Here is a 24,018-nt window from a genome sequence, read left to right on the forward strand (position 1 = left end):
ATCGGCGTCGCCCGCGACGGCACGCGGGATGCCGGAACCTCGGGGGCACCCGGGGACTATTCGGACCGAGGTTCCGGCGTACCGGAATACACCGCTGGATTCCGGCGGTCTCAGGCGGCGGCGCGCTTCTTGTTGTAGACGTCGAAGGCGACCGCTGCGAGCAAAACCAGCCCCTTGATCACCAGCTGCCAGTCGCTGCCGACACCGAGCATGGACATGCCGTTGTTCATCACGCCCATGACCAGCGCGCCGACAATCGCCCCGACCACGGTGCCGATGCCGCCGCTGGCCGACGCGCCGCCGACGAATGCCGCGGCGATGGCGTCCAATTCGAAGTTCTGCCCGGCCTTGGGGGTGGCCGCGCCGAGGCGGGCGGCGAAGATGATGCCCGCCAATGCCGCGAGCACGCCCATGTTCACGAACACCCAGAAGGTATTGCGCCGGGTGTTCACCCCCGACAGCGCCGCGGCCTTCTCATTGCCGCCGACGGCGTAGATGCGGCGGCCGATGACGGTGCGGTTCATGACGAACGAGTAGACGACGATGAGCACCACCAGGATCAGCCCGATGACCGGCAGCCCGTTGTAGGAGGCCAGCACGAATCCGGACGCGCCGATCACCACGCCGAGCGCCACCATCTTGGCGATGAACAGCCCGCGCGGCCCGGCGGGCATCCCGTAGGACCGCCGACGACGCCGCACCCGCAGCTGGGTCCACACCAGTGCGGCGATGGCGGCGACCGCCAGCAGCAGCGTGAGCCCGTGCAGCTCACCGGTTTTCAGCCGCACCACGACGCCGTGCCGGAAGCCGTCGAAGACCAGTGCGTGGATGGGCAGCCAGTTGGGCAGGTAGCCCGCGGCGATGTTCACGAAGCCCTGCGGGAAGGGCCCGATCGACTGCCCCTGCAACACCAGCTGGGCCAGTCCGCGGAACAGCAGCATGCCGCCGAGGGTGACGATGAACGCCGGGATCTTGACGTAGGCGATCCAATACCCTTGCCACACACCGATGATCGCGCCGAGTGCCAGGCCCGCCACCACCACGACCGGCCACGGCCAGTGCCAGTGTGCGATGGCGATGCCGGTGAGCGCGCCGACCAGGGCGCACACCGAGCCGACCGACAGGTCGATGTGCCCGTTGATGATCACCAGCATCATGCCGATGGCCAGCACCAGGATGTAGCCGTTCTGCAGGATCACATTGGTGACATTGAGCGGCGTCAGCAGGCTCACTCCGTCGCTGAGCCGGGCCGTGGTCAGGACCTGGAACAGCAGCGTGATCGCCACCAGGGCGACGATCATGCCGTATTGGCGGACATTGCCGCGCAGCGCTTTTCGCACGATCGAGAGCACGCCGCCCCGGTCCTCGGCCGCGGCCTTGGCGACGATGGCGTCGGAGCTCGAATCGTCCTTCAGTTTGTCGAGCAAAGTCATTCTGCGGCCACCTCCTGAGGGTTCGCGCCGCGGGTCATCAATCGCATGAGTGCCTCCTGGGTGGCGTCGGCGGCGGCCAGTTCACCGGTGATTCGGCCCTGGCTCATGGCGTAGATCCGGTCGCACAGGCCGAGCAGTTCCGGCAGTTCCGACGAGATCACCAGTACGCCTTTGCCTTCCGCCGCGAGTTCTCGAATGATCAGGTAGATCTCGTATTTCGCGCCCACATCGATGCCACGCGTCGGCTCGTCGAGAATCAGCAGATCGGGTTGGGTGAAGATCCATTTCCCGAGCACCACCTTCTGCTGGTTGCCGCCCGAGAGATTGCCGACCTTGGCGAACACAGTGGGCGCCTTGACCGTGAGCCGGGTGCGCAGCTCCTGCGCCGCGGCGACCTCGGCGTGGGTGTCGATCACCGAATGCCGCGACACCGCCGCGAGATTGGCGAGGGTGAGGTTGCGGCGGATGTCCTCGTCGAGGATCAGCCCGAGCTGTTTGCGATCCTCGGACACGTACGCGATCCCGGCGTCGATGGCCTGCGGCACCGTCGAAATACGCACCGGTGCACCGTCTTTGCGCACCGTGCCGCGAATATTGCGACCGTAGGAGTGGCCGAAGACGCTCATCGCCAGCTCGGTGCGGCCCGCGCCCATGAGCCCGGCCAGCCCGACGATCTCCCCGCGCCGCACCCGCAACGACGCGCCCCGCACCACCTGCCGTCCGGCGATGGTGGGGTGATCGACGCTCCAGTCCTCGATGTCGAAGAACACCTCCCCGGTGGCCGAATCCGGCGGCCGGGGCGGGAAGCGGTGGTCCAGGTCGCGGCCCACCATGCCCTTGATGATGCGGTCCTCGGTGACGGTGCCGTCCACCTCGAGGGTCTCGATGGTGTGCCCGTCGCGCAGCACGGTGATGGTGTCGGAGACGGCCAGCACCTCGTTGAGCTTGTGCGAGATGAGGATCGAGGTGATCTCCTGTCCGCGCAGCTCCCGCAGCAGGCCCAGCAGGCTGTCGCTGTCGGCCTGGTTGAGCGCCGCGGTGGGTTCGTCGAGGATGAGCAGCCGCACCTGTTTGGCCAGTGCCTTGGCGATCTCCACCAGCTGTTGTTTGCCGACACCCAGTGTCGCGACCAGGGTTTCGGGGTCCTCGATCAGCCCGACCCGCTCCATGAGCGCCATGGCCTGCCGATTGGTCTCCTGCCAGTCGAGGATTCCCGCGCGGGTGCGCTCGTTGCCCAGGAAGATGTTCTCGGCGATGGACAGCTGCGGGACCAGCGCCAGTTCCTGGTGGATGATGGCGACGCCGGCCGCCTCGCTGTGCCGGATGTCCTTGAAGGCCATCTCGTTGCCGTCCACCAGGATTCGCCCGCTGTAGGAGCCGTGCGGATAGACCCCCGACAGCACCTTCATCAGGGTGGATTTGCCCGCGCCGTTCTCGCCGACCAGGGCGTGGATCTCGGCGCGGGCGACGGACAGGTCGACCGCGTCGAGTGCCTTCACGCCCGGGAATTCCATGGTGATCGAGCGCATTTCGAGAATATGGTCCGGCATGGACGCGCTCCTTCCCGCTGCTATTGCAGGTCCTTGTCGGTGTAGTAGCCGGTGTCGATGAGCGCGGCCCGATAGTTGGCCTTGTCCACCGAAACCGGTTGCAGCAGATAGGAAGGCACCTTCTTCGCGCCGTTGTCGTAGGAGGTGGTGTCGTTGGTCTCCGGGGTGCCGCCGGTGAGGATGGCGTGGGTCATCTGCACCGCGCGCTTGGCCAGATCCCGGGTGTCCTTGAAGACGGTCTGGGTCTGCTCACCCGCGATGATCGACTTGACCGAGGCCCGCTCGGCGTCCTGACCGGTGACGATGGGCATCTTCTTGGCCCCGCCGTAGCCGACGGCCTTGAGCGCGGACAGGATTCCGATGGACAGCCCGTCATAGGGCGAGAGCACCGCGTCCACATTCGCGCCCGCGTAATGCGCCGAGAGCAGATTCTCCATACGGGACTGTGCGGTCGCACCGTCCCAGCGCAGGGTGGTCACCTGATCGACCTTGGTCTGGCCCGACCGCACCACCAGCTTGCCCGCGTCGATGTGCGGCTGCAGCACCGACATCGCGCCGTTGAAGAAGAAGTAGGTGTTGTTGTCGTCGGGCGAACCGGCGAACAACTCGACGTTGAACGGACCCTTGCCGTCCTTCAACCCCAGGTAATCGGTAATGTAACTCGCCTGCAGCACACCGACTTTGAAGTTGTCGAAGGTCGCGTAGTAGTCGACATTGGCGGTGTCGCGAATCAGCCGGTCGTAGGCGATGACCGCGACCTTGTTCTGTTTGGCCTGCGCCAGCACCCCGGTCAGCGACTTGTTGTCGATGGCCGCGATCACCAGCGCCTTGGCGCCCTGGGTGAGCATGTTCTCGAGCTGCGAGACCTGCGTCTCGATGACGTCCTCGGCGTACTGCAGATCGGTGGTGTAGCCCAGCGCCTTGAACTGGTTGACGATGTTGTTGCCGTCGGCCACCCAGCGCTCGGAGGACTTGGTGGGCATGGCGATTCCGATGCGCCCGCCCGCGCCCTTGTCCCCCGAACCCGAGCCGCTGTCGACCGAACAGGCGGCGGCCGCCAACAGGGCGAGGGATCCGCCCGCGACGCTGAAGAAGTCGCGGCGATTGATGCCGGTCATGTGCATGCTCCTTGGTCAGACCTGGACGAATTCGATGCCGGACAGGCGGCAGAACACGCGCCAATCCGCGGCGTGGCGGCCGAGATTGAGCACCTGGTGGTGCGGGCCGCCCGCGGCGAGCCAGCCGTCCATGCAGGCGCGCACGCCGGTGTCGGGCCGGAACTGGCCGTAGGGCATCTCGAGTTGCGGCAGCGGCGGGGCGTCGAGCACCTCGCCCTCGGCGACCACCAGCCGGAACCGTTCGTCGCCCAGGGAGACCAGGCAGGCGAGAGTGGCCGGGCCGGGACGGTAGCGGAACAGGAAGGTCGGCGGGGCGTCGAGCTTGCCGATCCCGAGTTCGCGGTGAATCAGCCGCACCGGTTCGTCTTCACGGGCGACCCGCCAATTGCCTTCGCCCATATGGCTCATCAGGATCGAGTCCGAGGGGAAGTCCATGGCGTACATCTCGGTGAAATGGCCGTCGCCGATGAGCTGGTGCCCGGCGTACACCATGGACGCGGCCAGCGCATCGCCCTCCGCGCCGTAGCCGTACCCCTTGGCCATCAGGCTCGACGCGGCGGCCAGGGGCAGCCGCCGGAAGCGGCCGTCCTCGCCGATGGCGTCGAAATGGGTGGAGTACGCGCCGTAGCCGCGGTCGGCGAGGATGCGTTCGATGGCGATCTGCATCCGGGCGTGATCCTCGCGCTCGATGTCGGTCAGCGCCTCGTCGACCGCGAAATGCGTGTTCTCCCAGTCGATGAGCGCCTTGACGTCCTCGTCGGGGACATCCCGGGTGCCGCGGTACAGGTCGCCCGGCGCGAGGTAGCTGATCTCGGGTCCCAGCGCCCGCAGCAGCGCGTTCTCGTCGACGCGGATATCGCCCATGTCGTTCATGGCGTAGCCGAACACGCCCACCTTCAACGACTTCCACGCCGTGACCGCGCGGGCGGCGCGCGCCCAGCGTTCGACCTCGTCGCGGAAACGGTCGCTGCGCCAGTCGTCGGTGAGCACCTCGAAGGGCCGGTCGGCGCGCACCATGGCGTTGGCGGTGTCCTGTGCGCCGTGGATGCCCTGGTTGTAGGTCATGTCGGCCATGTCCCAGGCGGCGGTGACGGCCGGTTCGGGCTGAATATTGGCCAGCAGCACCGGCATTCGGTTCTCGTTGAACAGCCGGGCGACCCGCATGGCGGGGCCGTAGGTCAGCATGATCACCATGACGCCGTCGAGATCGGCGTTGGCGAATTCGCGCATGACCGATTCGGCGTCGGCGCGGTCCTTCACCGGACGGCCGACCCGCCACTCGGCGACATCGGCGAGCTGATCGGCGATGGCCTCGGCGTATCCGGCCTGGCGTTCGGTGATGCCGGGGATCATGTCGTCGTAGAGCGCCTGCATGATGCCGAGCAGGCCGATGCGGGGCTTGCGAGCGGCGGCCGTGGGGGCCGGTGCCTGGGGTGCGGTCACAGGGGTAACTCCTTTGTCAGAGCCTTGGCGGGACCAGCGAATTCAGTGCTGGCCGTAGACGTTCTGGTAGCGGTCATGCAGGCTGTCGACGGCGGCCTGGGGAATCGGGATGGGCTGGCCGATCTCGTGGGCCAGATGCGCGGTGCGGGCCACGTCCTCGCACATGACGGCGGCCTTCACCGCCGCGCGGGCGTCCGCGCCGACGGTGAACACGCCGTGATTGCGCATGAGCACGGCCGGGGATCGGTGTCCGGTCAGGGTGTCCACGACGCCGCGGCCGATATCGTCACCGCCGATGAGCGCGAACGGGCCCACCGGGATCTCCCCGCCGAACTCGTCGGCCATGGCGGTGAGCACGCACGGGATCGGTTCGCCCCGCGCGGCCCAGGCGCTGGCGAACGACGAATGGGTATGCGCCACACCGCCGATGTGCGGCATGTTCCGGTAGATGTAGGCGTGCGCGGCGGTGTCGCTGGACGGGGACAGCTCGCCGTCGACGAGATTGCCGTCCAGATCGCACACCACCATGGACTCGGCGGTCAGCTCGTCGTAGGAGACGCCGCTGGGCTTGATGACCAGCAGTTCCGCGCCGGGCACCCGCGCCGAGACATTTCCGGCGGTCCACACCACCAGGTTCCAGCGCAGCAGTTCGCGATGCAGATCGACCAGTTGCGTGCGCAGACCGGTCACGGCGAGATCGAGGGTCGTCATCGGGTCACTACCTCCTGGCGTGCGGAATTGCGAAGGCGCCGCAGCCGGTGCAGCACCTCGGTGCCACCGCGGCCGAAATGCTCGTGCAGCGCGCGATATTCGACGTAGAGGGCCTCGTAGGCGGCCGAGCGTTCCGGGTCGGGCGTGTAGGCGGCCCGATCGACCCGGCCCATGGCCGCCGAGGCGGCGCGGACATCCGGGTACGCGCCCGCGGCGACGGCGGCGTGGATGGCCGAGCCGAGCGCGCAGCCTTGCTCGGAGTCGAGCACCGACAGCGGCAGTCCGGTGACATCGGCGTAGATCTGCATGAGCATGGCGTTCTTGACCAGGCCGCCCGCCACCGTCAGCTCACGCACCGGAACACCTGCGGTGCGGAAGGTTTCGATGATGGTGCGGGTGCCGAAGGCGGTCGACTCGAGCAGTGCTCGGTAGATGTCCTCGGGCCGGGTGGCCAGGGTCAGGCCGATCAGGACCCCCGACAGGTCGTGGTCCACCAGCACGGATCGATTGCCGCCGAGCCAGTCCAGCGCGAGCAGACCGTGCTCGCCGACGCGTTGGCGCGCGGCCAGCTCACCGAGGTAGGTGTGCAGGTCGACACCGAGGGCGGCGGCGCGATCGGCGTAGTCGGTGGGCACGGCGTTGTCCACGAACCAGCCGAAGATGTCGCCCACCGCGCTCTGCCCGGCCTCGTAACCCCAACTGCCGTCCAGGATTCCGCCGTCCACCACGCCGCACATGCCGGGCACCTCGGCCAGGTGGTCGGCGTTCATGACATGGCAGGTGGAGGTGCCCATGACCGCGAGCATCTGCCCGTCCCCGACGGCCTGCGCCGCGGGCGCGGTCACGTGCGCGTCGACATTGCCGACGGCGACCGCGATCCCGGGGCGCAGGCCGGCCCATCGCGCCGCCTGCTCGGTCAGGCCGCCGGCACGACCGCCCAGCGGCGACAGCGGATGGTCGAGCTTGCCGACGAAATCGGCGAAGCCCGGATTCAGGGCGGAGAGATATTCGGGCGTCGGCCAGGCGCCGTCCTGATGCTGGCCCTTGTACCCGGCGGTGCAGACATTGCGGGTCTCGCGGCCGCACAGCTGCCACACGATCCAGTCCGCCGCCTCGATGAAACGGGCTGCGGCGGCATAGATCTCGGGATCCTCCTCGAGGATCTGCAGTCCCTTGGCGAATTCCCACTCGCTCGAGATCCGGCCGCCGTAGCGACCGATCCACGGTTCGCCGCGCTCGTGAGCGACGGCGGTGATGCGGTCGGCCTGGGCCTGCGCGGCGTGGTGCTTCCACAGTTTCGGATAGGCGTGCGGGCGGTCCGCGAACCGCGCCGTCCGGCACAGCGGGGTGCCGTCGGCGGTGGTCGGCAGCACCGTGCACGCGGTGAAATCCGTTGCTATCCCGATGATCTCACTCGGGTCCACTCCCGCTTCCCGCACCGCCGCGGGTACCGCGACCCGCAGCACCTCGAGATAGTCCCCGGGGTCTTGCAGCGCCCAGTCCGGCGGCAGCGGCGCACCGGTGGCGGGCAGTTCGCGTTCGATCACGCCGTGCCGATACTCGCAGACCGCTGTTCCGAGTTCCGCGCCGTCGCGCACCCGCACGACCAGGGCGCGACCGGACAGCGTGCCGAAGTCGACACCGACGACGTACTTGTCTGGCATGCATTGCTCCCAGCTATGTTAACGCGCACATTGTTACCTATGACACTGGACCGGTGTCAAGGTTGAGATGGCCGCGCATGCGCGTGCGTCAACTGGGATGGACTGTCTGCCAGCAGAAATGGATCGACCATTTGTCGAGGCCGATATCAGGAAGAAGGGATCTCCAGCCGTGGACGGAGCGGGAGCGGCGTGTTAACGTTCACCACGCCGCGTCGTCAACACCTCCGCCTACGGCGCGGCAACCGGGGGCCACCGCAGTGCCCCGAGTTCCCGCGAGATGGTGCGGGCGGTAGTGCGCACCATGTCGATCACCGCCTCCGACACAGGCCAATCCAGGGTCGGCACCACCACCGCCACCGCGCCGGCGATCCCCGCGCGATCGAAAATCGCACCCGCGACACCGGATTCGCCGAGCACCGCCTCATCGCATTCATAGGCGATGCCGGATTCCCGCACCGCGCCGAGCTGTTCGGCGAATTCCTCGCGGGAGGTCACCGTCGCACCGGTCATGCTGCGCAACTCGAGCGACTCCGGCAGCTCCCCGAACGCGAGCATCACCTTGCCGAGAGCGCTTGCGTGCGCCGGAATCTCGGCGCCGATCTCGGGCATCTGACGGCTGCCGTCCGGGCGCGGCTCGTGATGGATGATCACGACCTCGTCGCCCAGCAGCACCCCGACCCGCACCGCGAGCCCGGACTGCCGGGCGAGTTCGTGCGCCCAGGCCAGCGACCGCGCGCGCAGGTCCAGCGAGTCGAGGTACACGTTGCCGAAACGCAGTACGGCCGGTCCGAGCCGATACCGTCCGCCGTCACCCTCCTGGACAACCACGCCGTGCGCGGTCAGCGTGCGCACGATGCCGTGCACCGTGGTCGGGGCGAGTTCGAGTTCGGCGGCCAGCTCCGACAGCGTCATACGACGGGCGCCCTGCAGCGCGAACAGGATTCGGACCGCCCGATCGACGGACTGGATCACGCCGAAACCTCCCTCGATACCCGGAGCCGGGTCTTGTGACCCACGTAACTTCGTCGTAGTCTACGCATCACATTCGACATTATCGAATGTGCTTCGAAATTCTCTCGGGAGTTCCCCATGAACGAACTGCGCGCGCCGCGGAAACTGGCGGCTGAGGTGCTCGGCACTGCGTTCCTCGTCTTCATCGGTGTCGGGTCGGTGCCCGCCACGCTCATCGTCAACGGCGACGCGCCGTTCACCATGGCCGATCTGGGCATGATCTCGCTGGCGTTCGCCACGGTCGTGGTCGCGACCGTGTACGCCTTCGGGCACGTGTCAGGGAACCACATCAATCCCGCTGTGACGCTGGCACTCGCGGTGACCCGGCAGTTCCCGTGGCGTGCGGTGCCCGCCTATCTGGCCGCGCAGCTGCTGGGCGCGGTGATCGGCGCGTTCGCCATCGTCGGGGTGCTGGGTAAGCGTGCCTCGCAGGTCGGGCTGGGCGTCGCCGCGTACGGCCACGGCGTGGGCTCGGGGCAGGCGTTCATCGCCGAGTTCGTCGGCACGTTCATCCTGGTGCTGACCGTGCTGCTGGCCGTACATCGCGCCGCCCCAGCGGGATTCGCGGGCGTGGCCATCGGCCTGGTGGTGTTCGCCGCCATCATCCCGGTCGCCCCCGCCACCGGGGCCTCGATCAATCCGGCGCGCACCCTGGGCCCGATGCTGGTGCAGCAGTTCTACGGCGAGCACGTGTCCTGGGGTCAGGCCCCCGTCTATCTCGCGGCCGAGTTCCTCGCGGGCGTCGCCGCCGCGGTGGTGGCACGGCTGCTGACTCCGTCCGAAACCGAAGCGGCCGACCGTGATCCGGTCGAAGCGGCCGCGTGAGCAAGGAAATCTCATGAAGAAACTGATCAACGATCCGGCCGATATCGTCACCGATGCCCTCGCCGGAATGGCCGCCGCGCATCCCGAATTGCGGGTGGATCTGCCGAACCGGGTCATCCTGCGCGCGGACGCGCCCACGCCGGGCAAGGTCGGGCTGGTCTCGGGCGGCGGCTCGGGTCATGAGCCGCTGCACGGCGGGTTCGTCGGGATCGGCATGCTCGACGCCGCCTGCGCCGGTGAGGTTTTCACCTCGCCGGTGCCGGATCAGATCCTCGCCGCGACCAGCGCCGTCGATGCGGGCGCCGGAGTCATTCACATCGTGAAGAACTACACCGGCGACATCATGAACTTCGAGATGGCCGCCGAACTCGCGTCCGCCGAGACCGGGACCGAGGTGGTCACGGTGGTCGTCGATGACGATGTGGCCGTGCAGGACAGCCTCTACACCGCGGGCCGGAGGGGAGTCGGCGGGACACTGATCCTGGAGAAGCTGGCGGGCGCGGCCGCCGAACAGGGGCGACCGCTGACCGTGGTCGGGGATATCGCCCGTGCGGCCAATGCGAATTCGCGCAGTATGGGGATGGCGCTGACCTCGTGCACGGTGCCGGCGGTCGGCAAGCCGACCTTCGAACTCGGCGAGGGCGAGGTGGAGATCGGGATCGGGATCCACGGTGAGCCGGGCCGGTCGCGGGTGCCCATCGCGCCCGCTCGCGAGATCGCCGCGATGCTGGTCGAGCCGATTCTCGCCGATCTGCCATTTGCCAAGGGCGACAATGTCATCTGTTTCGTCAATGGGATGGGTGGCACGCCGCTGCTGGAGCTGTACGTGATGTACAACGAGGTCGCCCGGATCCTGAGCGGGCACGGTGTCCAGATCGCCCGCAGCCTGGTCGGCCCGTATGTCACCTCGCTGGATATGGCGGGCTGCTCGGTGACCCTGACCAAGGTGGACGACGATTTGCTGCGGCTGTGGGACGCGCCGGTGCGCACGCCCGCGCTGCGGTGGGGAGTGTGATGATGCTGGATTCCCTGTTGTGGCTGAGCGGATTCGCCACGCTCATCGAGGACAATGCCGAGGAGCTCAGCGAGCTCGACGCCGCCATCGGCGATGCCGATCACGGCAGCAACATGCGGCGCGGGACGGCCGCGGTACTCGCGGCGCTCACCGAGACACCGCAGCTGACCGTGGCGGACACCATGAAACAGGCGGCGATGGTGTTGATCCGCAGTGTCGGCGGGGCGAGCGGGCCGCTGTACGGCACCTTCTTCCTGCGCTTTTCGGCCGCGGTCGAGGGGAACCATCTCGACACCGCCGATTTCGCCGCGGCCTTCCGCGCGGGTCTGGACGGGGTCGTCGCGCGCGGTAAGGCAGAGGCCGGGGACAAGACCATGTACGACGCGCTCGCACCGGCGGCCGCGGCTCTCGACGAAAGCGCCGCTGCCGGAGACACCTTGGACCAGGCACTGGACCGTGCGGTTGCCGCCGCGCAGGCCGGGTCCGATGCCACCGTCGACATGCTCGCGCGCAAGGGCCGCGCCTCCTACCTGGGTCCGCGCAGCATCGGCCATCGCGATCCCGGGGCCACCAGCGCCGTGCTGCTGGTGCGGGCGGCGCGGGAGGCGGTGCGATGATCGGCATCGTCGTGATCTCCCACAGCCGCCCGCTCGCGCACGCCGCCGTCGCCCTGGCCTCGGAAATGCTGCACGGCCAAGCGGTTCCGATCGAGATCGCGGCCGGGCTGGACGAGCGGACCTTCGGGACCGATGCGAGTGCCGTCGCCGCGGCGATCACGGCGGCCGATCGCGGTGACGGGGTGCTGCTGCTCATGGACCTCGGCAGCGCGGTGCTGTCGGCGGAGCTGGCGCTGGATCTGCTCGAGGGTGAGCATCGCACCCGGTTGTGCGCGGCGCCGCTGCTGGAGGGGTTGATCGCCGCGACGGTGGCCGCGGCCGGGGGTGCGGATCTGGAGACCGCCGCCGCGGAGGCGGAGAACTCGCTCGCCGGAAAGCGCAGCCAGCTGGGTGAACCGGCTGCCCCTTCGGCGGAAAACGTGCCCGCACTCGATGATTCGCAGATCGACAGCCCGGATGCGGTGGCCACCTTCGTGGTCCACAACGAGCACGGCCTGCATGCGCGACCGGCGGCGCGGCTCGTCGCCGAGCTGCGCGGTCTCGATGCCCGGGTGTGGCTGCGGAATCTGACCACCGGCAGCGGTCCCGCTTCGGGGAGCAGTCTGAGCCGCGTCGCGGCGCTGGGTGCGCTGCGCGGGCACGAAATCGAGGTGACGGCAAGCGGTTCCGCCGCACGGGAGGTGGTCGAGCGGATTCGCGCGCTCGCCGGACGCAGCTTCGACGAGACGGCTGCGACACCGGCCGCTGTCGCAGCCGAAACCGTCGAGGAGCCTCACGGCGGTCCGCGAGCGGCCTCACCCGGTATCGCGCTCGGCCCGGTACACCGCAGCGGCCCGGTCGAATTCACGCTGCCGGATATCCCCGACGGCTCGCCCGCCGAGGAACTGCGCCGCCTCGATGGCGCGATGGACGCGGCGCGCGCAGAGATCGAACGGGCGCGGGCAGGGGCGGGTGCCGAGTCCGGGATCTTCGACGCGCACCTGCTGTTGCTCGAGGATGAGGAGCTGTTGACCGATGTGCGCCGACACATCACCGACGGTCTACCGGCCGCGACCGCATGGGCGAAGGTCATGGACTCTGCGGCAGCCGAATTCGACGGTCTCGCCGACGAGTATCAGCGGGCCCGTGCGGCCGATCTGCGCGCCGTGCGGGATCAGGTGCTCGCGGGTCTACTCGGCGTCGGAGTCAACCTCGAGGGCGTTTCGGGGATTCTGGTCGCGCCCGATCTGACTCCGGCGCAGGCCGCAGCCCTTGATCCGGCGGTGGTGCTCGGAGTCGTTCTCGCACAGGGCAGTTCGACGTCGCACGCCATGATCCTCACCCGGTCGCGGGGCATCCCGGCCGTGGTGAGCGCGGGCCCGGGAATCCTCACCGTGCCCGAGGACACAGTCGTCGCCTTCGACGGGACGACGGGGCGTCTGGTCGTGGATCCGGATCCCGCTACCCGGGCCGAATTCGACCACGCAGCTCAACAGCGGGCGCGGCAACGTGCGGCCGCTCTGTCCGCCGCCGCGCAACCCGCCCGCACCGTCGACGGCAAACTCGTCCACCTCGCCGCCAATATCGGCGATCTGGACGACGCCGCTGCCGCCGTACGCCAGGGCGCGGACCTGGCAGGACTGGTGCGGACCGAATTCCTTTTCCTGGGCCGCGATCACGCGCCGACCGTCGAGGAGCAGGAGCAGACCTATCGGGCGATCGCCGAAGCCTTCGACGGCCGCCGCATCGTGCTGCGCACCCTCGACGTGGGCGGCGACAAGCCACTCCCCTATGTCGTGCAGTCGCCGGAGGCCAACCCGTTCCTGGGTGTTCGGGGCATCCGGCTCGCTCTCGCCCGTCCCTGGCTGCTGCGCGACCAGTTGACCGCCATCTGCCGGGTCGCCGCCGATCATCCGGTCAGCGTGATGTTCCCGATGATCACCGGTCTCGACGAACTCCTGGCCGCCCGGCGCATCCTGGACGAGGTCGCGATGCCCGGTGCCGCACCGGAAGTCGGCATCATGGTGGAGGTTCCGGCCGCCGCCGCGAAAACCGGTGTCTTCGCGCCCCACGTCGACTTCTTCAGCGTCGGCACCAATGATCTCGTGCAGTACGCGCTGGCCGCGGAACGCGGGAACGACGCGGTCGCGGGTCTCGCCGATGCCCTGGATCCGGGTGTGCTGCGCCTCATCGACATGGTGTGCCGCGAGGCGGGTGGCGCGCGGGTCGCGGTGTGCGGTGAGGCCGCGGCCGATCCCGCGGCGATCCCATTGCTGCTCGGGCTGGGCGTCGACGAGCTCAGTGTCGCGCCACCGGCGATTCCGTTGGGGAAAGCCGCTGTGCGCGAATATGACTCGGCCGAGTGTGCACGCACGGCCGCGCAGGCGCTGCGCTGCGCGTCGGCCGAGGAGGTTCGCGCACTGGCGCAGCGCCACGGTGCGGTGGCGGCCGTGCGCTGAGAGGTCGCATCACCCCGTCGTGGTCCGCTCGTCACCGGTCGCACCCTGGGCCAGCAGAAGTTCCGGTTCCAGGCAGCAGCGGCGGGTGATGAGCGCGGCCGCGCCCCGCGCGACCGCGCCGCGTCCCAGCGGCGAGACGGCGAGCGTGACCGGACGGCGGGCCGTCGCGAGGACGCCGGTGCCGAGTTCGGCGCGCACGCCGGGTGCGAGGTCGTCGAAAAAGGTTGCGTAACTGCCGCCGAGCACGACGGTGGCGATATCGCAGACATTGATCAGGGATACGAGTGCGGTACCCAGGGCCGACCCGGCGCAGTTGACGGCGGAGCGGCTGCGGGTGTCGCCCCGGTGCAGGGCGGCGCGCAGCGCGTCGAGTCCCGGTGTCGCCGCGGCGGTGAATATCGCGTCCAGGCCCGCGTATTGCTCGACGCAGCCGTGGCTGCCGCAGCTGCAGGCGCGTCCGCCGCGCTCGATGATGACGTGCCCGAGCTCACCGGCGAATCCGCTGCCGCCGCGAAACAGGTCTCCGCCCAGCACGATTCCCGCGCCGATGCCGACATCGCCGGAGACATAGACGAAGTCGTCACCGGCCAGCCGGTGCGGCCATACGTGGGCGAGGGCGGCGAGATTGGCTTCGTTGTCCACCGCCACCGTCGGCTCGCCGAGCGCGGCGGCGAGCCGGTCGCCGATGCGAATACCGGTGAGGCCGGGCACATTCGGTGCGTGCACGACCGTCCCGTCGTGGACGATGCCGGGCACGGCCAGCCCGACGCCGAGCACGTCCGCATCCGATTCGGTGATCGCGGTGCGGACGAGCTCGGCGAGGGGCTCGATCAGCTCGTCGGCGTCGCGGTGCCGGTTGTCGATATCGAGGCGTTGTTCGGACACGGTGGATCCGTCGAGACGCTGCACGGTGACGCCGAGGTGGCGCACATTGATCTCCGCACCGATCGCCACGGGGGCGTCGGCCGAGAAGCGCAGCGGCCGGGACGGGCGACCGCGTCCGGTGTTCAGCTCCGGGTCCTCGGTCAGAATCCGTTGCCGCAGCAGCGGTTCCGCGAGGCTGGCGACGGTGGCCTTGGTCAGGCCGGTGCGCTGGGCCAGCTCGGCGCGTGAGGCGGGACCGTCGAGCAGGGCCAGGAGCAAGGTTTGCAGGTTTCCGGTGCGGACCTGCCGGAGGTGCACGGGGCCGGGCAGGATGCTCATCGCTCGAGGTACCTCGTCCGTGCGGTCCGGTAGCGGTCGCGGACCGCGTCCGCCGCATCGGCCTCGTAGCGCCGCACCGGGGTCGCCGATTCGGGCCACTCGGGCGGCTCGGCACCACCCCGCAGCGCCCAGGCGGCTTGTCGCGCCGCACCGTCGGCGACGTATTCACCGGGCTCGGGCACCAGCACCGGCACGCCGAACACCGAGGGCGCGATCTCCCGCACCGCGGGCAGCGCGGCCGCACCACCGATCAACCGCACGCCGGTGACCGAAACACCGTGTGCGGTCAAGGCTTCCAGTCCATCCGCGATACCGCACAGCATGCCTTCCACGGCGGCGCGGGCGATATTGGCCGGTGTCGCGGCGGCGGTGGTGAGGCCGTGCAGGGCCCCGGTCGCGGCGGGCAGATTCGGCGTGCGCTCCCCGTCGAAGTACGGGACCAGCACGACACCGTCCGCTCCGGGCGCCGCCGACAGCGCGAGCTCGCTCAACCTGGACAGCCCGCCGCCGAGCATGCCGGCGACGGTGTCCAGCACGAGGGCGGCATTGAGGGTGCAGACCAGCGGCAGATGGCCGTCCTCGGCATCGGCGAAACCGGCGACGGTACCGGTCGGGTCGGCCGGGCGCACCGCCGAACTCGCCGAGGCCACGCCCGAAGTGCCCAGTGACACCACCACATCGGTGCCCGCGGCCAGTCCCAGCCGGGCGGCCGCATTGTCGCCCGCACCGGCCGCCAGTCGCTGCCCCGACGCCGAGGTGGTCGACTCGTTCGAACCCAGCACCCTGGGCAGCATCAGATCGCCACGGCCGCACGCCAATTTGAGCAGGTCCCGGCAATATTCGCCGGAATTGGAATCGAAATAGCCGGTGCCCGAGGCATCGGAGCGGTCGGTGGTGATCTCTTCGAGTCCGCCACCCCGCAATCGCCAGGTGAGCCAGTCGTGCGGCAGGCAGACCGCCGCGGTGCGCGCGAGATTGTCGGGCTCGTGCTCGGCCAGCCAGCGCAGCTTGGTGACGGTGAACGAGGCCACCGGCACCGATCCGGTGCGCTGCGCCCAGGCGGCCGCGCCGAGCTCTTCGGCCAGGTCCGCCGCGGCGTCCGCCGATCGAGTGTCGTTCCACAGCAAGGCATCTCGCGCCACGCGACCCGCCTCATCCAGGCACACCAGGCCATGCTGCTGCCCGGCCACGCTGATGGCCGCGACATCCTCGACACCGCCCGCCGCCGCGATCGCCTCCTGCAGCGCGGACCACCAATACTCCGGATTCACCTCGGTGCCGGGCGGGTGCGCCGCCCGGCCCGACCGCACCCACCGCCCGGTCTCGGCATCCCGAATGACGACCTTGCACGACTGGGTCGACGAATCGACCCCCGCCACCAATGTCATCCGATCACCGCGCACCGAGCAGATGTTCCAGCGCGAGCTGGTTCAACCGGACGAATCCATACCCGCGCTCCCCGGCCCGATCCGGATCGAAATCCGCCTCCGGTTCGGCCAGCAACTCCGCGTATCCCTCCCCCGCGGCCAGCGTCGGAGTCCGCAGATCAGCGACCCCGGCCACCGACAACGCCTCCTGCACTTCGGGATCCGCACGGAACGCGCGAGCACGCTCCTTCAACAGCAGATAGGTGCGCATATTCGCGGCCGCCGAATCCCACACGCCCGCAATATCTTCGGTACGAGACGGCTTGTAATCGAAGTGCCTGGGCCCGTCATAGGCGGGCGCACCGTCGGGGCCGCCGTTCTCCAGCAGATCGACCAGACCGAACGCGTTCATCAGGTCCCCGTGCCCGAAGACCAGATCCTGGTCGTATTTGATCCCGCGCTGTCCGTTGAGGTCGATGTGGAACAACTTCCCCTGCCACAGCGCCTGCGCGATCCCGTGCGCGAAGTTCAGCCCCGCCATCTGCTCATGCCCCACTTCGGGATTCACCCCGACCAGCTCCGGGTGCGCGAGCGTGGTGATGAACGCCAGCGCATGCCCGACGGTCGGCAGCAGGATGTCCCCGCGCGGCTCATTGGGCTTGGGCTCGATCGCGAACCGCAGATCGTAGCCGCGGTCTTGCACGAATTCGGTGAGCACATCGAGACTCTCGCGGTACCGGTCCAGCGCCGCCCGCACATCCTTGGCGCTGTCGTATTCCGCTCCCTCGCGCCCACCCCACAGCACGTAGGTCCGCGCCCCCAGCTCGGCCGCCAACTCGACGTTCCGCAACACCTTACGCAGCGCGAACCGCCGCACGTCCCGATCGTTGCTGGTGAACCCGCCATCCTTGAACACCGGATGCGTGAACAGATTGGTAGTGACCATCGGCACCACCATCCCCGTCTCCGCCAACGCCTTCCGCAACAACTCCAGCCGCCGATCGCGCTCGGCAGCGGACGCGCCGAACGGGATCACATCGTCATCATGAAAACTGACCCCGTACGCCCCCAACTCCGCCAGCCGATGCACCCCCTCCACCGCATCCAGCTCGGGCCGAGTGGCATCCCCGAACGGATCCCTCCCCCGCCACCCCACCGTCCACAATCCGAACGAGAACTTATCCGCGGGCGTAGGCGCAACCATGACCATCCTCCACTTTGTTCAGACATTGAACTAAGTGCCCCCGAGCCTACCCACCCCTCGCACAGAAGTTCACGAAAACCACCAAACAGACTGCCCGGTGGGACCTTTGCCCCTGTGCACGGGCGACGTCGGCAGCCAGTCTGGACGAACAGGATCGGCGGGCATATCGAGGCGACGGTGATGATGATCGAGCGGGCCAGCGCTACCGATCGGGCGTTCCTGGCCATGGACACCGGATCGGTACCCGAGCAGTTCGGGGTCGTCCTGACGCTCGACAACGCCGACGCGATCGATCTCGATCGTGTCCGGCGATTGATCGCCGACCGCATCGCCACCGTCGGATGGGGTCGGCGGCCTCGCCGTGCTGGCCAACCTCGTCGATCTACCGGCGCGGCCCGCCCCACGCGAATTCCCATGCCCCGCACCCACTATGGCCACCCTCGCCCGCGACGCATTCACGATTCGGTTGCGGGCGTTGCGCCACACGGCTCGATCCCTGCGGATGCTGCGGGCCTCCCTGTCGGCGGCCGGAGGGCTGCGGCCGCCTCAGATCGCTCCCGGCGCCCTCACCCGGCGCACCGGACCGCGTCTGCGCCTGGCACTCGTCCGCGCCGACGTCGCGGCGCTGCGAGCGGCGGCGCATCGGTATGACGCCACGTGCAACGACGCCGTCCTGGTCACCGTGGCAGCGGCGCTGAGTCAGGTACTGGGCAGGCATGGCGAAACCGTCGACCCGATCGTGGTGACCGTCCCCGTCTCGGGCCGCCCGCAACGCTCGGACACCGCCGGCCTCGGCAACATGGTCTCGCCGATGCTGGTCTCGGTTCCCGCCAATGGCACCGTGCCGCAACGGCTTCGGGACGTGGCCTCCCAGGTTCGCGCACACCGGGACGCCGCGACGGGTCCGCCGCCGATCGCGACCCTGGGGTGGCTGTTCCGGCCATTGGCGGCACTGGGCGCATTCCGCTGGTACATGAACCATCAGCGCCGATTCCACACGCTGGTATCCCATGTCCGCGGCCCCACCCGGCGCATGACATTCGGCGGATCGACCATCACCGCGGCCACACCCATCGGTGTCGGCCCGGGCGGCAACACCCCCGTCTACTTCGAAGTGCTCTCCTACACGGGCACACTCACCGTGACGATCGCCGCCGACCCCGACCACTTTCCCCATCTGGCGGAACTGACCGACGCACTGAACACCGAATTGGACCGCATATCGCGGGAATCCCGCAGCGCCGATCAGAACCACCAGCGGCGTGTCCGGGGTTCGTCCGCGCATGAACACCGTTGAGATTTCGGCACATCGCCGAGGACCTGCTCGACGTGGTTACCGCAGCCGCTGTAGCTCGGTTTGCCGCATTTCCGGCAGGTGATTCGTCGGCACATTCTGATACTCCTTCCGAAAGGTGTTGATGGTCAGCGGATCCGGTCCGCGGTGGCGTCCTGCCAGGTTCGATATCCGCCGTCGAGGTTGACCGCGTCGCGGCCCAGTTGCCCGAGCAGTCGCGTCGCGCTGTTGCCGCGCTGGCCGACCTGGCAGAACACGAGGATCGGGCCGGCGGGGATCTCGTCGGCGCGATCGCGGAGTTCGTCCAGGGGGATATTGCGGGCGCCGGGGATGGATCCGGCGGCGAATTCCGCCGGCGTGCGCACATCGAGCGGGTGTGAGCCCATCGCGATCGCCTCGTCGATTTCATGCCACTGGATCGTGCGCAACGCGCCCGTGCGCAGGTTGTCGGCCATATAGCCGAGCATGTTGACCGCGTCCTTGGCCGACCCGAATTGGGGCGCGTAGGCCAGTTCCAGGTCCATCAGCCGCGAGGCCGGGATGCCGCCCGTCATCGCGGTGGCCAGCACGTCGATGCGCTTGTCGACACCGTCCGCGCCGACCGCCTGCGCGCCCAGAATCCGGTCGGTGCCGGGGTCGACGAGCAGTTTCAGCGCCATCGCACCGGCGTCCGGGTAGTAGCCCGCATGGGCGAGCGGATGCGAATGGATAACGCGGAAAGGGCGTTTCGCGGCGCGCAGGCGCTTCTCGCTCCACCCGGTGGTCGCCGCGGTCAGCCCGAAGACGCCGAGGATCGCGGTGCCCAGGGCGGGCGGGTCGACGGCGGGCAGTCCGGCGATGACGTCGGCGGCCAGTCGGCCCTGGCGATTCGCGGAGTTGGCCAACGGGATCAGACCGGGATCCCCGCTCACCGAGTCCCGCTTCTCGACCACATCGCCGACGGCGTAGATGTGCGGCGCCGAGGTGCGCAGCCGATCATCGACGACCACGCCGCCGCCGGAACCGATTTCGAGTCCGGCCGCGCGGGCGAGCGTGCTTTCCGGGCGCACACCGACCGACATGATCACCAGATCGGCGGCGACCTCCTGGCCGTCGGACAGTGTCACGGTATCGGCCTCGATGGCGGTCACCTCCGTATCCACCTCCAGCCGGATGCCGTGGGCGCGCATCTCGGCGGCCACCGGGGCCGCCATTTCGACGTCCAGCGGGGGCAGCACCTGCGGGCCGCGTTCGACCACCGTGGTCGAGATCCCGCGCCGCACCAGGTTTTCGGCCATCTCGACCCCGATGAACCCGGCGCCGATCACGACCGCGGCCCGCGCAGTGCCGACCGCCCCGGCCACCCGGTCCACATCGGTGACATCCCGCAGCACCAGCGCGCGTTCGACCCCCGGCAGGGGCGGCACGAGGGCGGAAGCGCCGGTGCTCAGCACCAATTCGTCGAAGGACTCGACATATTCGCGGCCCGACTCGAGTTCGCGCACGGTGACGGTCCGGCCGACGGGATCCAGGGCCACCGCCTCGTGGCGCACCCGCACATCCAGCCGGAACCGCGCCGCCAGCGATTCGGGTGTCTGCAACAGCAGCGACTCCCGCTTGGTGATCACCCCGCCGACGTAGTAGGGCAGACCGCAGTTCGCGAACGACACGTGCGCGCCGCGCTCGAGCACAACGATCTCCGCGAACTCGTTCAGCCGCCGCAGCCGGGTCGCGGCGGACATACCGCCCGCCACCCCGCCGATGATCAGAACCTTCATCTTTACCTCTCAGCCGGACTCTTCATACCCCTGGGGGTATTCTTGATTCGACAGCCAATATACCCCCATGGGTATCCTTAACCGAGGCATCACAACGAAGGGACTCCCCATGATCGGCAATGAAGAGACCATCGCCCAGGTCCTGAACCGCCTGCGCCGCGCCCACGGTCAGCTGGCCGGCGTCATCTCCATGATCGAACAGGGCCGCGACTGCAAGGACGTCGTCACCCAACTGGCCGCCGTCTCCAAGGCCCTCGACCGCGCCGGCTTCAAGATCGTGGCCACCGGCCTGCGCGAATGCCTCACCGGCGACGCCGCCGAAGGCTCCGAACCGCTCACCGAGGCCGAACTCGAAAAACTGTTCCTCGCCCTCGCCTGACCACCGCGGGCGTCAGGCATCGATGCGGATTTGTTCCACCGCAGGCTGCGGCAATGAGCCGAGGTCCCCGAGGGAGTGGCTGCTGCTGTCGCCGCCGCTGGTCGCGATCGCGACGATGATAGTGATGGGTACGGCCAGGGTGATGATCGCCGGGCGCAGATACAGGGGACGGCCCGGTGACAGCGGGCGGCCCGGCGCGCCGGGTATGGGTGCGGGTAATCGGGCCACCGCGCGACGGCCCATCAGGTTGATGAACAGCATCATGGCGTTGATGAACATCGACATCGGGCCCCACCAGCCCTGCCACAGGCTCTTCTCGCTCATGGACCGGTAGGTGGCGAGACCGCAATCGCGGCAGAACGGGCCGGATTCCGAGGGCGGGAACCGCATGACCAGCACGAAACCCTGATGTCGGCAGAAGCTGGCCTGGGCAGCCGGAGTGGATCCGCAGACGCGGCAATAGATTCCATTCCCGCCGATCGGCCCGGATGGCGGGCGCGGCGCCACGGCCGGTACCCCGGCGGCACGGGATCGGGCCTGCGCCACCACTCCCGGCAGGATGGTCTCGAGTCCGGTCAGTGGTATGCCCAGCACCTCCGATTGGATCCGGCGCAGCAACTCGGCGTGATCGAGACCGTCACCGCTGAGAATCTGTGCCGCGGCGGTGGTTTCGTCGACGACCAGGCCGAGCACGACCAACCCGACCGGCAGCGGCCACAGCCGGTATCGCTGGGCGAGGTGACCGGCGGTTTCCAGGGCGACCGCGCAGGTGTCGGTGACGGGTATCCCGCACCATTCGGCCGAGGTCCGGGTGTCCGGATCGATCGCGACCTTGTCCGCGATCGCGTCGATATCACCGGTGTACAACCAGATTCGCGCCCACCGCCCCGACTGGTCGGCGCGCATCAAGGCCAGCAGCAGATCCCGCGTATCCACCGGCCGGGAACCGGCACGCCCACCGGCATCCCGCAGCGCGGCCGCCACGGTCGAGTGCAGCGCCGCACCCGCCAGCACACCCGTCTTCATCTGATTTCCACCCCGCACAGCACATTCGGATCCAGTCTCGACAGCATGGTCGCGCGCCTCGACCACAGCCGGATTGGACTTCGATAAACGACCCTCACACGGTCGTTGTGGCCACCGCCGCATCCGCGGGCTGCGGCTGGTAGAACTGCGCGTACCAGCGGCGTAGGGCCTTGATGCCCTTTTCGTGCGGGAGCAGGACCGGGCGGGGGCGGTGGATCTTGTGGTCCCAGATGCCGAGCTCCTCGCGGACCTCGCGCAGGGCCACCAGGCGGAAGGCGAGCTTGAGAATCGGTGTGGCGAAGGGGATTCCGGCGGGGCGGCGGACGTAGTACAGCATTCGCAGCTCGCTGGTGGTGTCGTCGATCGGGTTGGTCAGGGCGATGGCCGTCAGGGTGATGGTCGGTCCGGCTGTGCGCACGACCATGACGCCGGGGCCGTACATGTAGACATCGAAGCTGTTGTCGACCAGGTAGCCGAGGACGGATTTGGCGAAGCGGCTGTGGATTTCGGCGAAGGGGCCGTTGGTCAGCAGCTCCTGGACCGGCGGCTCGGTTTGGCCGTGGATGTAGTGGAAGTGCGATTCGTCGACGATGTTCTCGCGCATCTCCTGGATATGGATGCGCGACTGCCGAGCATCGTCGATGGGTCGGGCGAACCGCTGGTCGGTGGCCTCCGGAATCTCGGGCACTCGCCAAACCGGTTCTCCCGCACCGGTATAGACGAAAATCAAGCCACTGTGCTCCTCGACGGGCAGACCGCCGAGCTTCACCCGCGGCGGCCGAGCCGCGAAAGGCGCGGACACACACCCGCCGTCGGAGTCGAAACGCCAACCGTGAAACGGGCACTCCACCTGCCCATCCACCACTCGCCCACCGGCTCCGAGATGGGCGCCGTAGTGCGGGCAGTGCGCGTCACGCACGCTTGCCCGACCGTCACTCCCCCGAAACGCGATCAGCGCACGCCCGAAATAATGCAGATTCACGATCTTCCCCGGCCGCAGTTGTGCACTGCGCAGGACGGCGTACCACCCCTCGGGCACCATCGGCATCGGATACTCGTCGGCACGCGGATCCCGTGCCAGCTTGGACAATTCCCGGTTCTCACGGTGCAGAATCACCAGGCCAGGCTACTAGGTGACACGACAACTAACAACTTGAGACTTGGTGTATGATGGCGAGCCGGGGTGGGGCAGCCGACGCGGTGGGATCCCGCCGGTTTCGGGGCGGTGCTCGAAGTGCCACCATTCGTTGTCGTAGGTGCGGTAGAGGTGGTGGCGGCTGCCGTGTTGTTCCAGCCAGCGGGCGCCTTCGTAGGGGCGAACGTCCAGGGCGATGCCGCGAACGTGGCACGACTCGGACGGTGGCAGGACCAGTGTGCGCGCGGAGGCCACCGAACCGGAGCGGTGCACTTCCTCGTCGAAGAGCTGTTGCTGGGTGGCGGGGTCGCGGTATCCGGAGGTGAGGCCGATGAGTTGGCCGTGCTGCCAGAACGCTTCGGACCGTGCGGCATCGAAGGCTTGGCGAGCCTGCGGGGTGAGGCCGGTGAGGTCCTCGCTCGGATAGCGCAGTCGGAGGGCCCATCGGCAGGCCAGTTCGCGGGCGCGGCCGGGGCTGTATCCGAACGCCACCGGCAGGAGCAGCACGGCGAGTACGAAGGCGGCGATCTCGTACAGCCGGTCGCGCGCCCTCGGCGGTGTGGTGCGTAAAGCGTTCACGCCCGCCCCCTTGACTGGGGTCGGTTCCAGCGAGATACACAGTGCCGCAGTGTCTTTGGGTACATGCATTGGTCGGGTTCCTTTCTGCGCCTACCCAGCCTCGCCGCCGTCAGCATGTCCGCGCCTCCGCCGCAGGTACCGAATGACCCGCCGCAGGTACCGTCCGGCAACTCACGGGCAACGCGGTACTTCCGGCCAGCGGACCGGTACCTCAGGTGGAGGTGCGGGCGGTCGGCGCGGGCGAGAGTG

General features: G+C 68.6%; 22 protein-coding genes. 6 read left to right on the top strand and 16 right to left on the bottom strand.

The features are described from left to right. Nucleotides 1-110: 110 nt before the first annotated feature. The 7 genes from mmsB to ON43_RS03355 form a co-directional block, all read right to left on the bottom strand. Nucleotides 111-1,433 carry a multiple monosaccharide ABC transporter permease gene (gene mmsB / locus ON43_RS03325; protein WP_083913127.1) on the bottom strand — a complete coding sequence of 441 codons (1,323 nt, stop codon included), beginning with the start codon at nucleotides 1,431-1,433 and terminating at the stop codon, nucleotides 111-113. Next, the gene (mmsA, locus tag ON43_RS03330) at nucleotides 1,430-2,983 is read right to left on the bottom strand and encodes a multiple monosaccharide ABC transporter ATP-binding protein (RefSeq protein WP_040803381.1); all 1,554 of its coding nucleotides are present in this window, start codon (nucleotides 2,981-2,983) and stop codon (nucleotides 1,430-1,432) included. The genes mmsB and mmsA overlap by 4 nt, the downstream gene beginning before the upstream one ends. A 20-nt stretch (nucleotides 2,984-3,003) precedes the next feature. Next, nucleotides 3,004-4,101 (bottom strand): multiple monosaccharide ABC transporter substrate-binding protein, encoded by a 1,098-nt coding sequence (gene chvE, locus ON43_RS03335; protein ID WP_040803452.1) that lies wholly within the window; start codon nucleotides 4,099-4,101, stop codon nucleotides 3,004-3,006. 15 nt (nucleotides 4,102-4,116) lie between these two features. Then, the gene (locus ON43_RS03340) at nucleotides 4,117-5,544 is read right to left on the bottom strand and encodes an L-fucose/L-arabinose isomerase family protein (protein ID WP_051177833.1); all 1,428 of its coding nucleotides are present in this window, start codon (nucleotides 5,542-5,544) and stop codon (nucleotides 4,117-4,119) included. A gap of 42 nt (nucleotides 5,545-5,586) precedes the next feature. Beyond that, nucleotides 5,587-6,255 (bottom strand): L-ribulose-5-phosphate 4-epimerase, encoded by a 669-nt coding sequence (locus tag ON43_RS03345; RefSeq protein WP_040803382.1) that lies wholly within the window; start codon nucleotides 6,253-6,255, stop codon nucleotides 5,587-5,589. Further along, nucleotides 6,252-7,919 (bottom strand): ribulokinase, encoded by a 1,668-nt coding sequence (gene araB, locus ON43_RS03350; RefSeq protein ID WP_040803384.1) that lies wholly within the window; start codon nucleotides 7,917-7,919, stop codon nucleotides 6,252-6,254. The genes ON43_RS03345 and araB overlap by 4 nt, the downstream gene beginning before the upstream one ends. 228 nt (nucleotides 7,920-8,147) lie before the next feature. Next, nucleotides 8,148-8,891 (bottom strand): IclR family transcriptional regulator, encoded by a 744-nt coding sequence (locus tag ON43_RS03355; RefSeq protein WP_040803386.1) that lies wholly within the window; start codon nucleotides 8,889-8,891, stop codon nucleotides 8,148-8,150. A 117-nt stretch (nucleotides 8,892-9,008) separates the two neighbouring features. Here ON43_RS03355 and ON43_RS03360 point away from each other — a divergent pair, with 117 nt between their 5' ends. The 4 genes from ON43_RS03360 to ptsP are packed head-to-tail and all read left to right on the top strand — an operon-like array spanning nucleotide 9,009 to nucleotide 13,825. Continuing rightward, nucleotides 9,009-9,755 carry an MIP/aquaporin family protein gene (locus ON43_RS03360; protein WP_040803388.1) on the top strand — a complete coding sequence of 249 codons (747 nt, stop codon included), beginning with the start codon at nucleotides 9,009-9,011 and terminating at the stop codon, nucleotides 9,753-9,755. Between the two features lie 13 nt (nucleotides 9,756-9,768). After that, entirely contained in the window at nucleotides 9,769-10,770 is a 1,002-nt protein-coding gene (dhaK, locus tag ON43_RS03365; protein ID WP_040803390.1) for a dihydroxyacetone kinase subunit DhaK, read from the top strand. After that, a complete protein-coding gene (gene dhaL, locus ON43_RS03370) occupies nucleotides 10,770-11,387 on the top strand; it encodes a dihydroxyacetone kinase subunit DhaL (RefSeq protein WP_040803391.1) in 618 nt (205 codons plus the stop codon). The genes dhaK and dhaL overlap by 1 nt, the downstream gene beginning before the upstream one ends. Next, nucleotides 11,384-13,825: a phosphoenolpyruvate--protein phosphotransferase gene (ptsP, locus tag ON43_RS03375; RefSeq protein WP_040803393.1), complete on the top strand. Its 2,442-nt coding sequence runs from the start codon at nucleotides 11,384-11,386 to the stop codon at nucleotides 13,823-13,825. The genes dhaL and ptsP overlap by 4 nt, the downstream gene beginning before the upstream one ends. 9 nt (nucleotides 13,826-13,834) lie before the next feature. On the opposite strand, the gene ON43_RS03380 is transcribed toward ptsP, so the two are convergent. The 4 genes from ON43_RS03380 to ON43_RS44595 form a co-directional block, all read right to left on the bottom strand. Continuing rightward, nucleotides 13,835-15,028: an ROK family protein gene (locus tag ON43_RS03380; RefSeq protein WP_051177834.1), complete on the bottom strand. Its 1,194-nt coding sequence runs from the start codon at nucleotides 15,026-15,028 to the stop codon at nucleotides 13,835-13,837. After that, the gene (gene xylB / locus ON43_RS03385) at nucleotides 15,025-16,416 is read right to left on the bottom strand and encodes a xylulokinase (protein WP_040803458.1); all 1,392 of its coding nucleotides are present in this window, start codon (nucleotides 16,414-16,416) and stop codon (nucleotides 15,025-15,027) included. The genes ON43_RS03380 and xylB overlap by 4 nt, the downstream gene beginning before the upstream one ends. Before the next feature lie 4 nt (nucleotides 16,417-16,420). Next, nucleotides 16,421-17,599 carry a xylose isomerase gene (gene xylA / locus ON43_RS03390; protein WP_040803460.1) on the bottom strand — a complete coding sequence of 393 codons (1,179 nt, stop codon included), beginning with the start codon at nucleotides 17,597-17,599 and terminating at the stop codon, nucleotides 16,421-16,423. Between the two features lie 69 nt (nucleotides 17,600-17,668). Then, complete coding sequence (locus tag ON43_RS44595) at nucleotides 17,669-17,971, bottom strand: hypothetical protein (protein ID WP_157513884.1); 303 nt, start codon at nucleotides 17,969-17,971, stop codon at nucleotides 17,669-17,671. Here ON43_RS44595 and ON43_RS03395 point away from each other — a divergent pair. Continuing rightward, the gene (locus ON43_RS03395; RefSeq protein WP_157513885.1) at nucleotides 17,961-18,896 is read left to right on the top strand and encodes a WS/DGAT domain-containing protein; all 936 of its coding nucleotides are present in this window, start codon (nucleotides 17,961-17,963) and stop codon (nucleotides 18,894-18,896) included. The two genes, ON43_RS44595 and ON43_RS03395, sit on opposite strands and share 11 nt — an antisense overlap. On the opposite strand, the gene ON43_RS47370 is transcribed toward ON43_RS03395, so the two are convergent. Both ON43_RS47370 and ON43_RS03400 read right to left on the bottom strand, forming a co-directional pair. Further along, nucleotides 18,845-18,991, bottom strand: a complete 147-nt coding sequence (locus ON43_RS47370) for a DUF8730 family Cys-rich protein (RefSeq protein WP_505778098.1) — start codon at nucleotides 18,989-18,991, stop codon at nucleotides 18,845-18,847. The two genes, ON43_RS03395 and ON43_RS47370, sit on opposite strands and share 52 nt — an antisense overlap. A 30-nt stretch (nucleotides 18,992-19,021) precedes the next feature. Next, on the bottom strand, nucleotides 19,022-20,650 hold the full coding sequence (locus ON43_RS03400; protein ID WP_040803395.1) for an FAD-dependent oxidoreductase: 1,629 nt from the start codon (nucleotides 20,648-20,650) through the stop codon (nucleotides 19,022-19,024). Between the two features lie 109 nt (nucleotides 20,651-20,759). On the opposite strand from ON43_RS03400, the gene ON43_RS03405 reads away from it, so the two are divergent. Continuing rightward, a complete protein-coding gene (locus ON43_RS03405; protein ID WP_040803397.1) occupies nucleotides 20,760-21,029 on the top strand; it encodes a metal-sensitive transcriptional regulator in 270 nt (89 codons plus the stop codon). Nucleotides 21,030-21,041: 12 nt separating this feature from the next. On the opposite strand, the gene ON43_RS42100 is transcribed toward ON43_RS03405, so the two are convergent. From ON43_RS42100 to vanY-N, 3 genes are all read right to left on the bottom strand, one after another. After that, nucleotides 21,042-22,055, bottom strand: coding sequence for a hypothetical protein (locus ON43_RS42100; protein ID WP_051177836.1), 1,014 nt, complete (start codon nucleotides 22,053-22,055; stop codon nucleotides 21,042-21,044). Nucleotides 22,056-22,149: 94 nt separating this feature from the next. Further along, nucleotides 22,150-23,172 (bottom strand): Rieske 2Fe-2S domain-containing protein, encoded by a 1,023-nt coding sequence (locus tag ON43_RS03415; protein WP_245568450.1) that lies wholly within the window; start codon nucleotides 23,170-23,172, stop codon nucleotides 22,150-22,152. A gap of 12 nt (nucleotides 23,173-23,184) precedes the next feature. Next, complete coding sequence (vanY-N, locus tag ON43_RS03420) at nucleotides 23,185-23,769, bottom strand: D,D-peptidase/D,D-carboxypeptidase VanY-N (protein WP_245568451.1); 585 nt, start codon at nucleotides 23,767-23,769, stop codon at nucleotides 23,185-23,187. Nucleotides 23,770-24,018 lie beyond the last annotated feature (249 nt).

This window comes from Nocardia concava NBRC 100430 (genome assembly GCF_000308815.1).
In the GTDB taxonomy this organism is placed as follows: Bacteria; Actinomycetota; Actinomycetes; order Mycobacteriales; family Mycobacteriaceae; genus Nocardia; species Nocardia concava.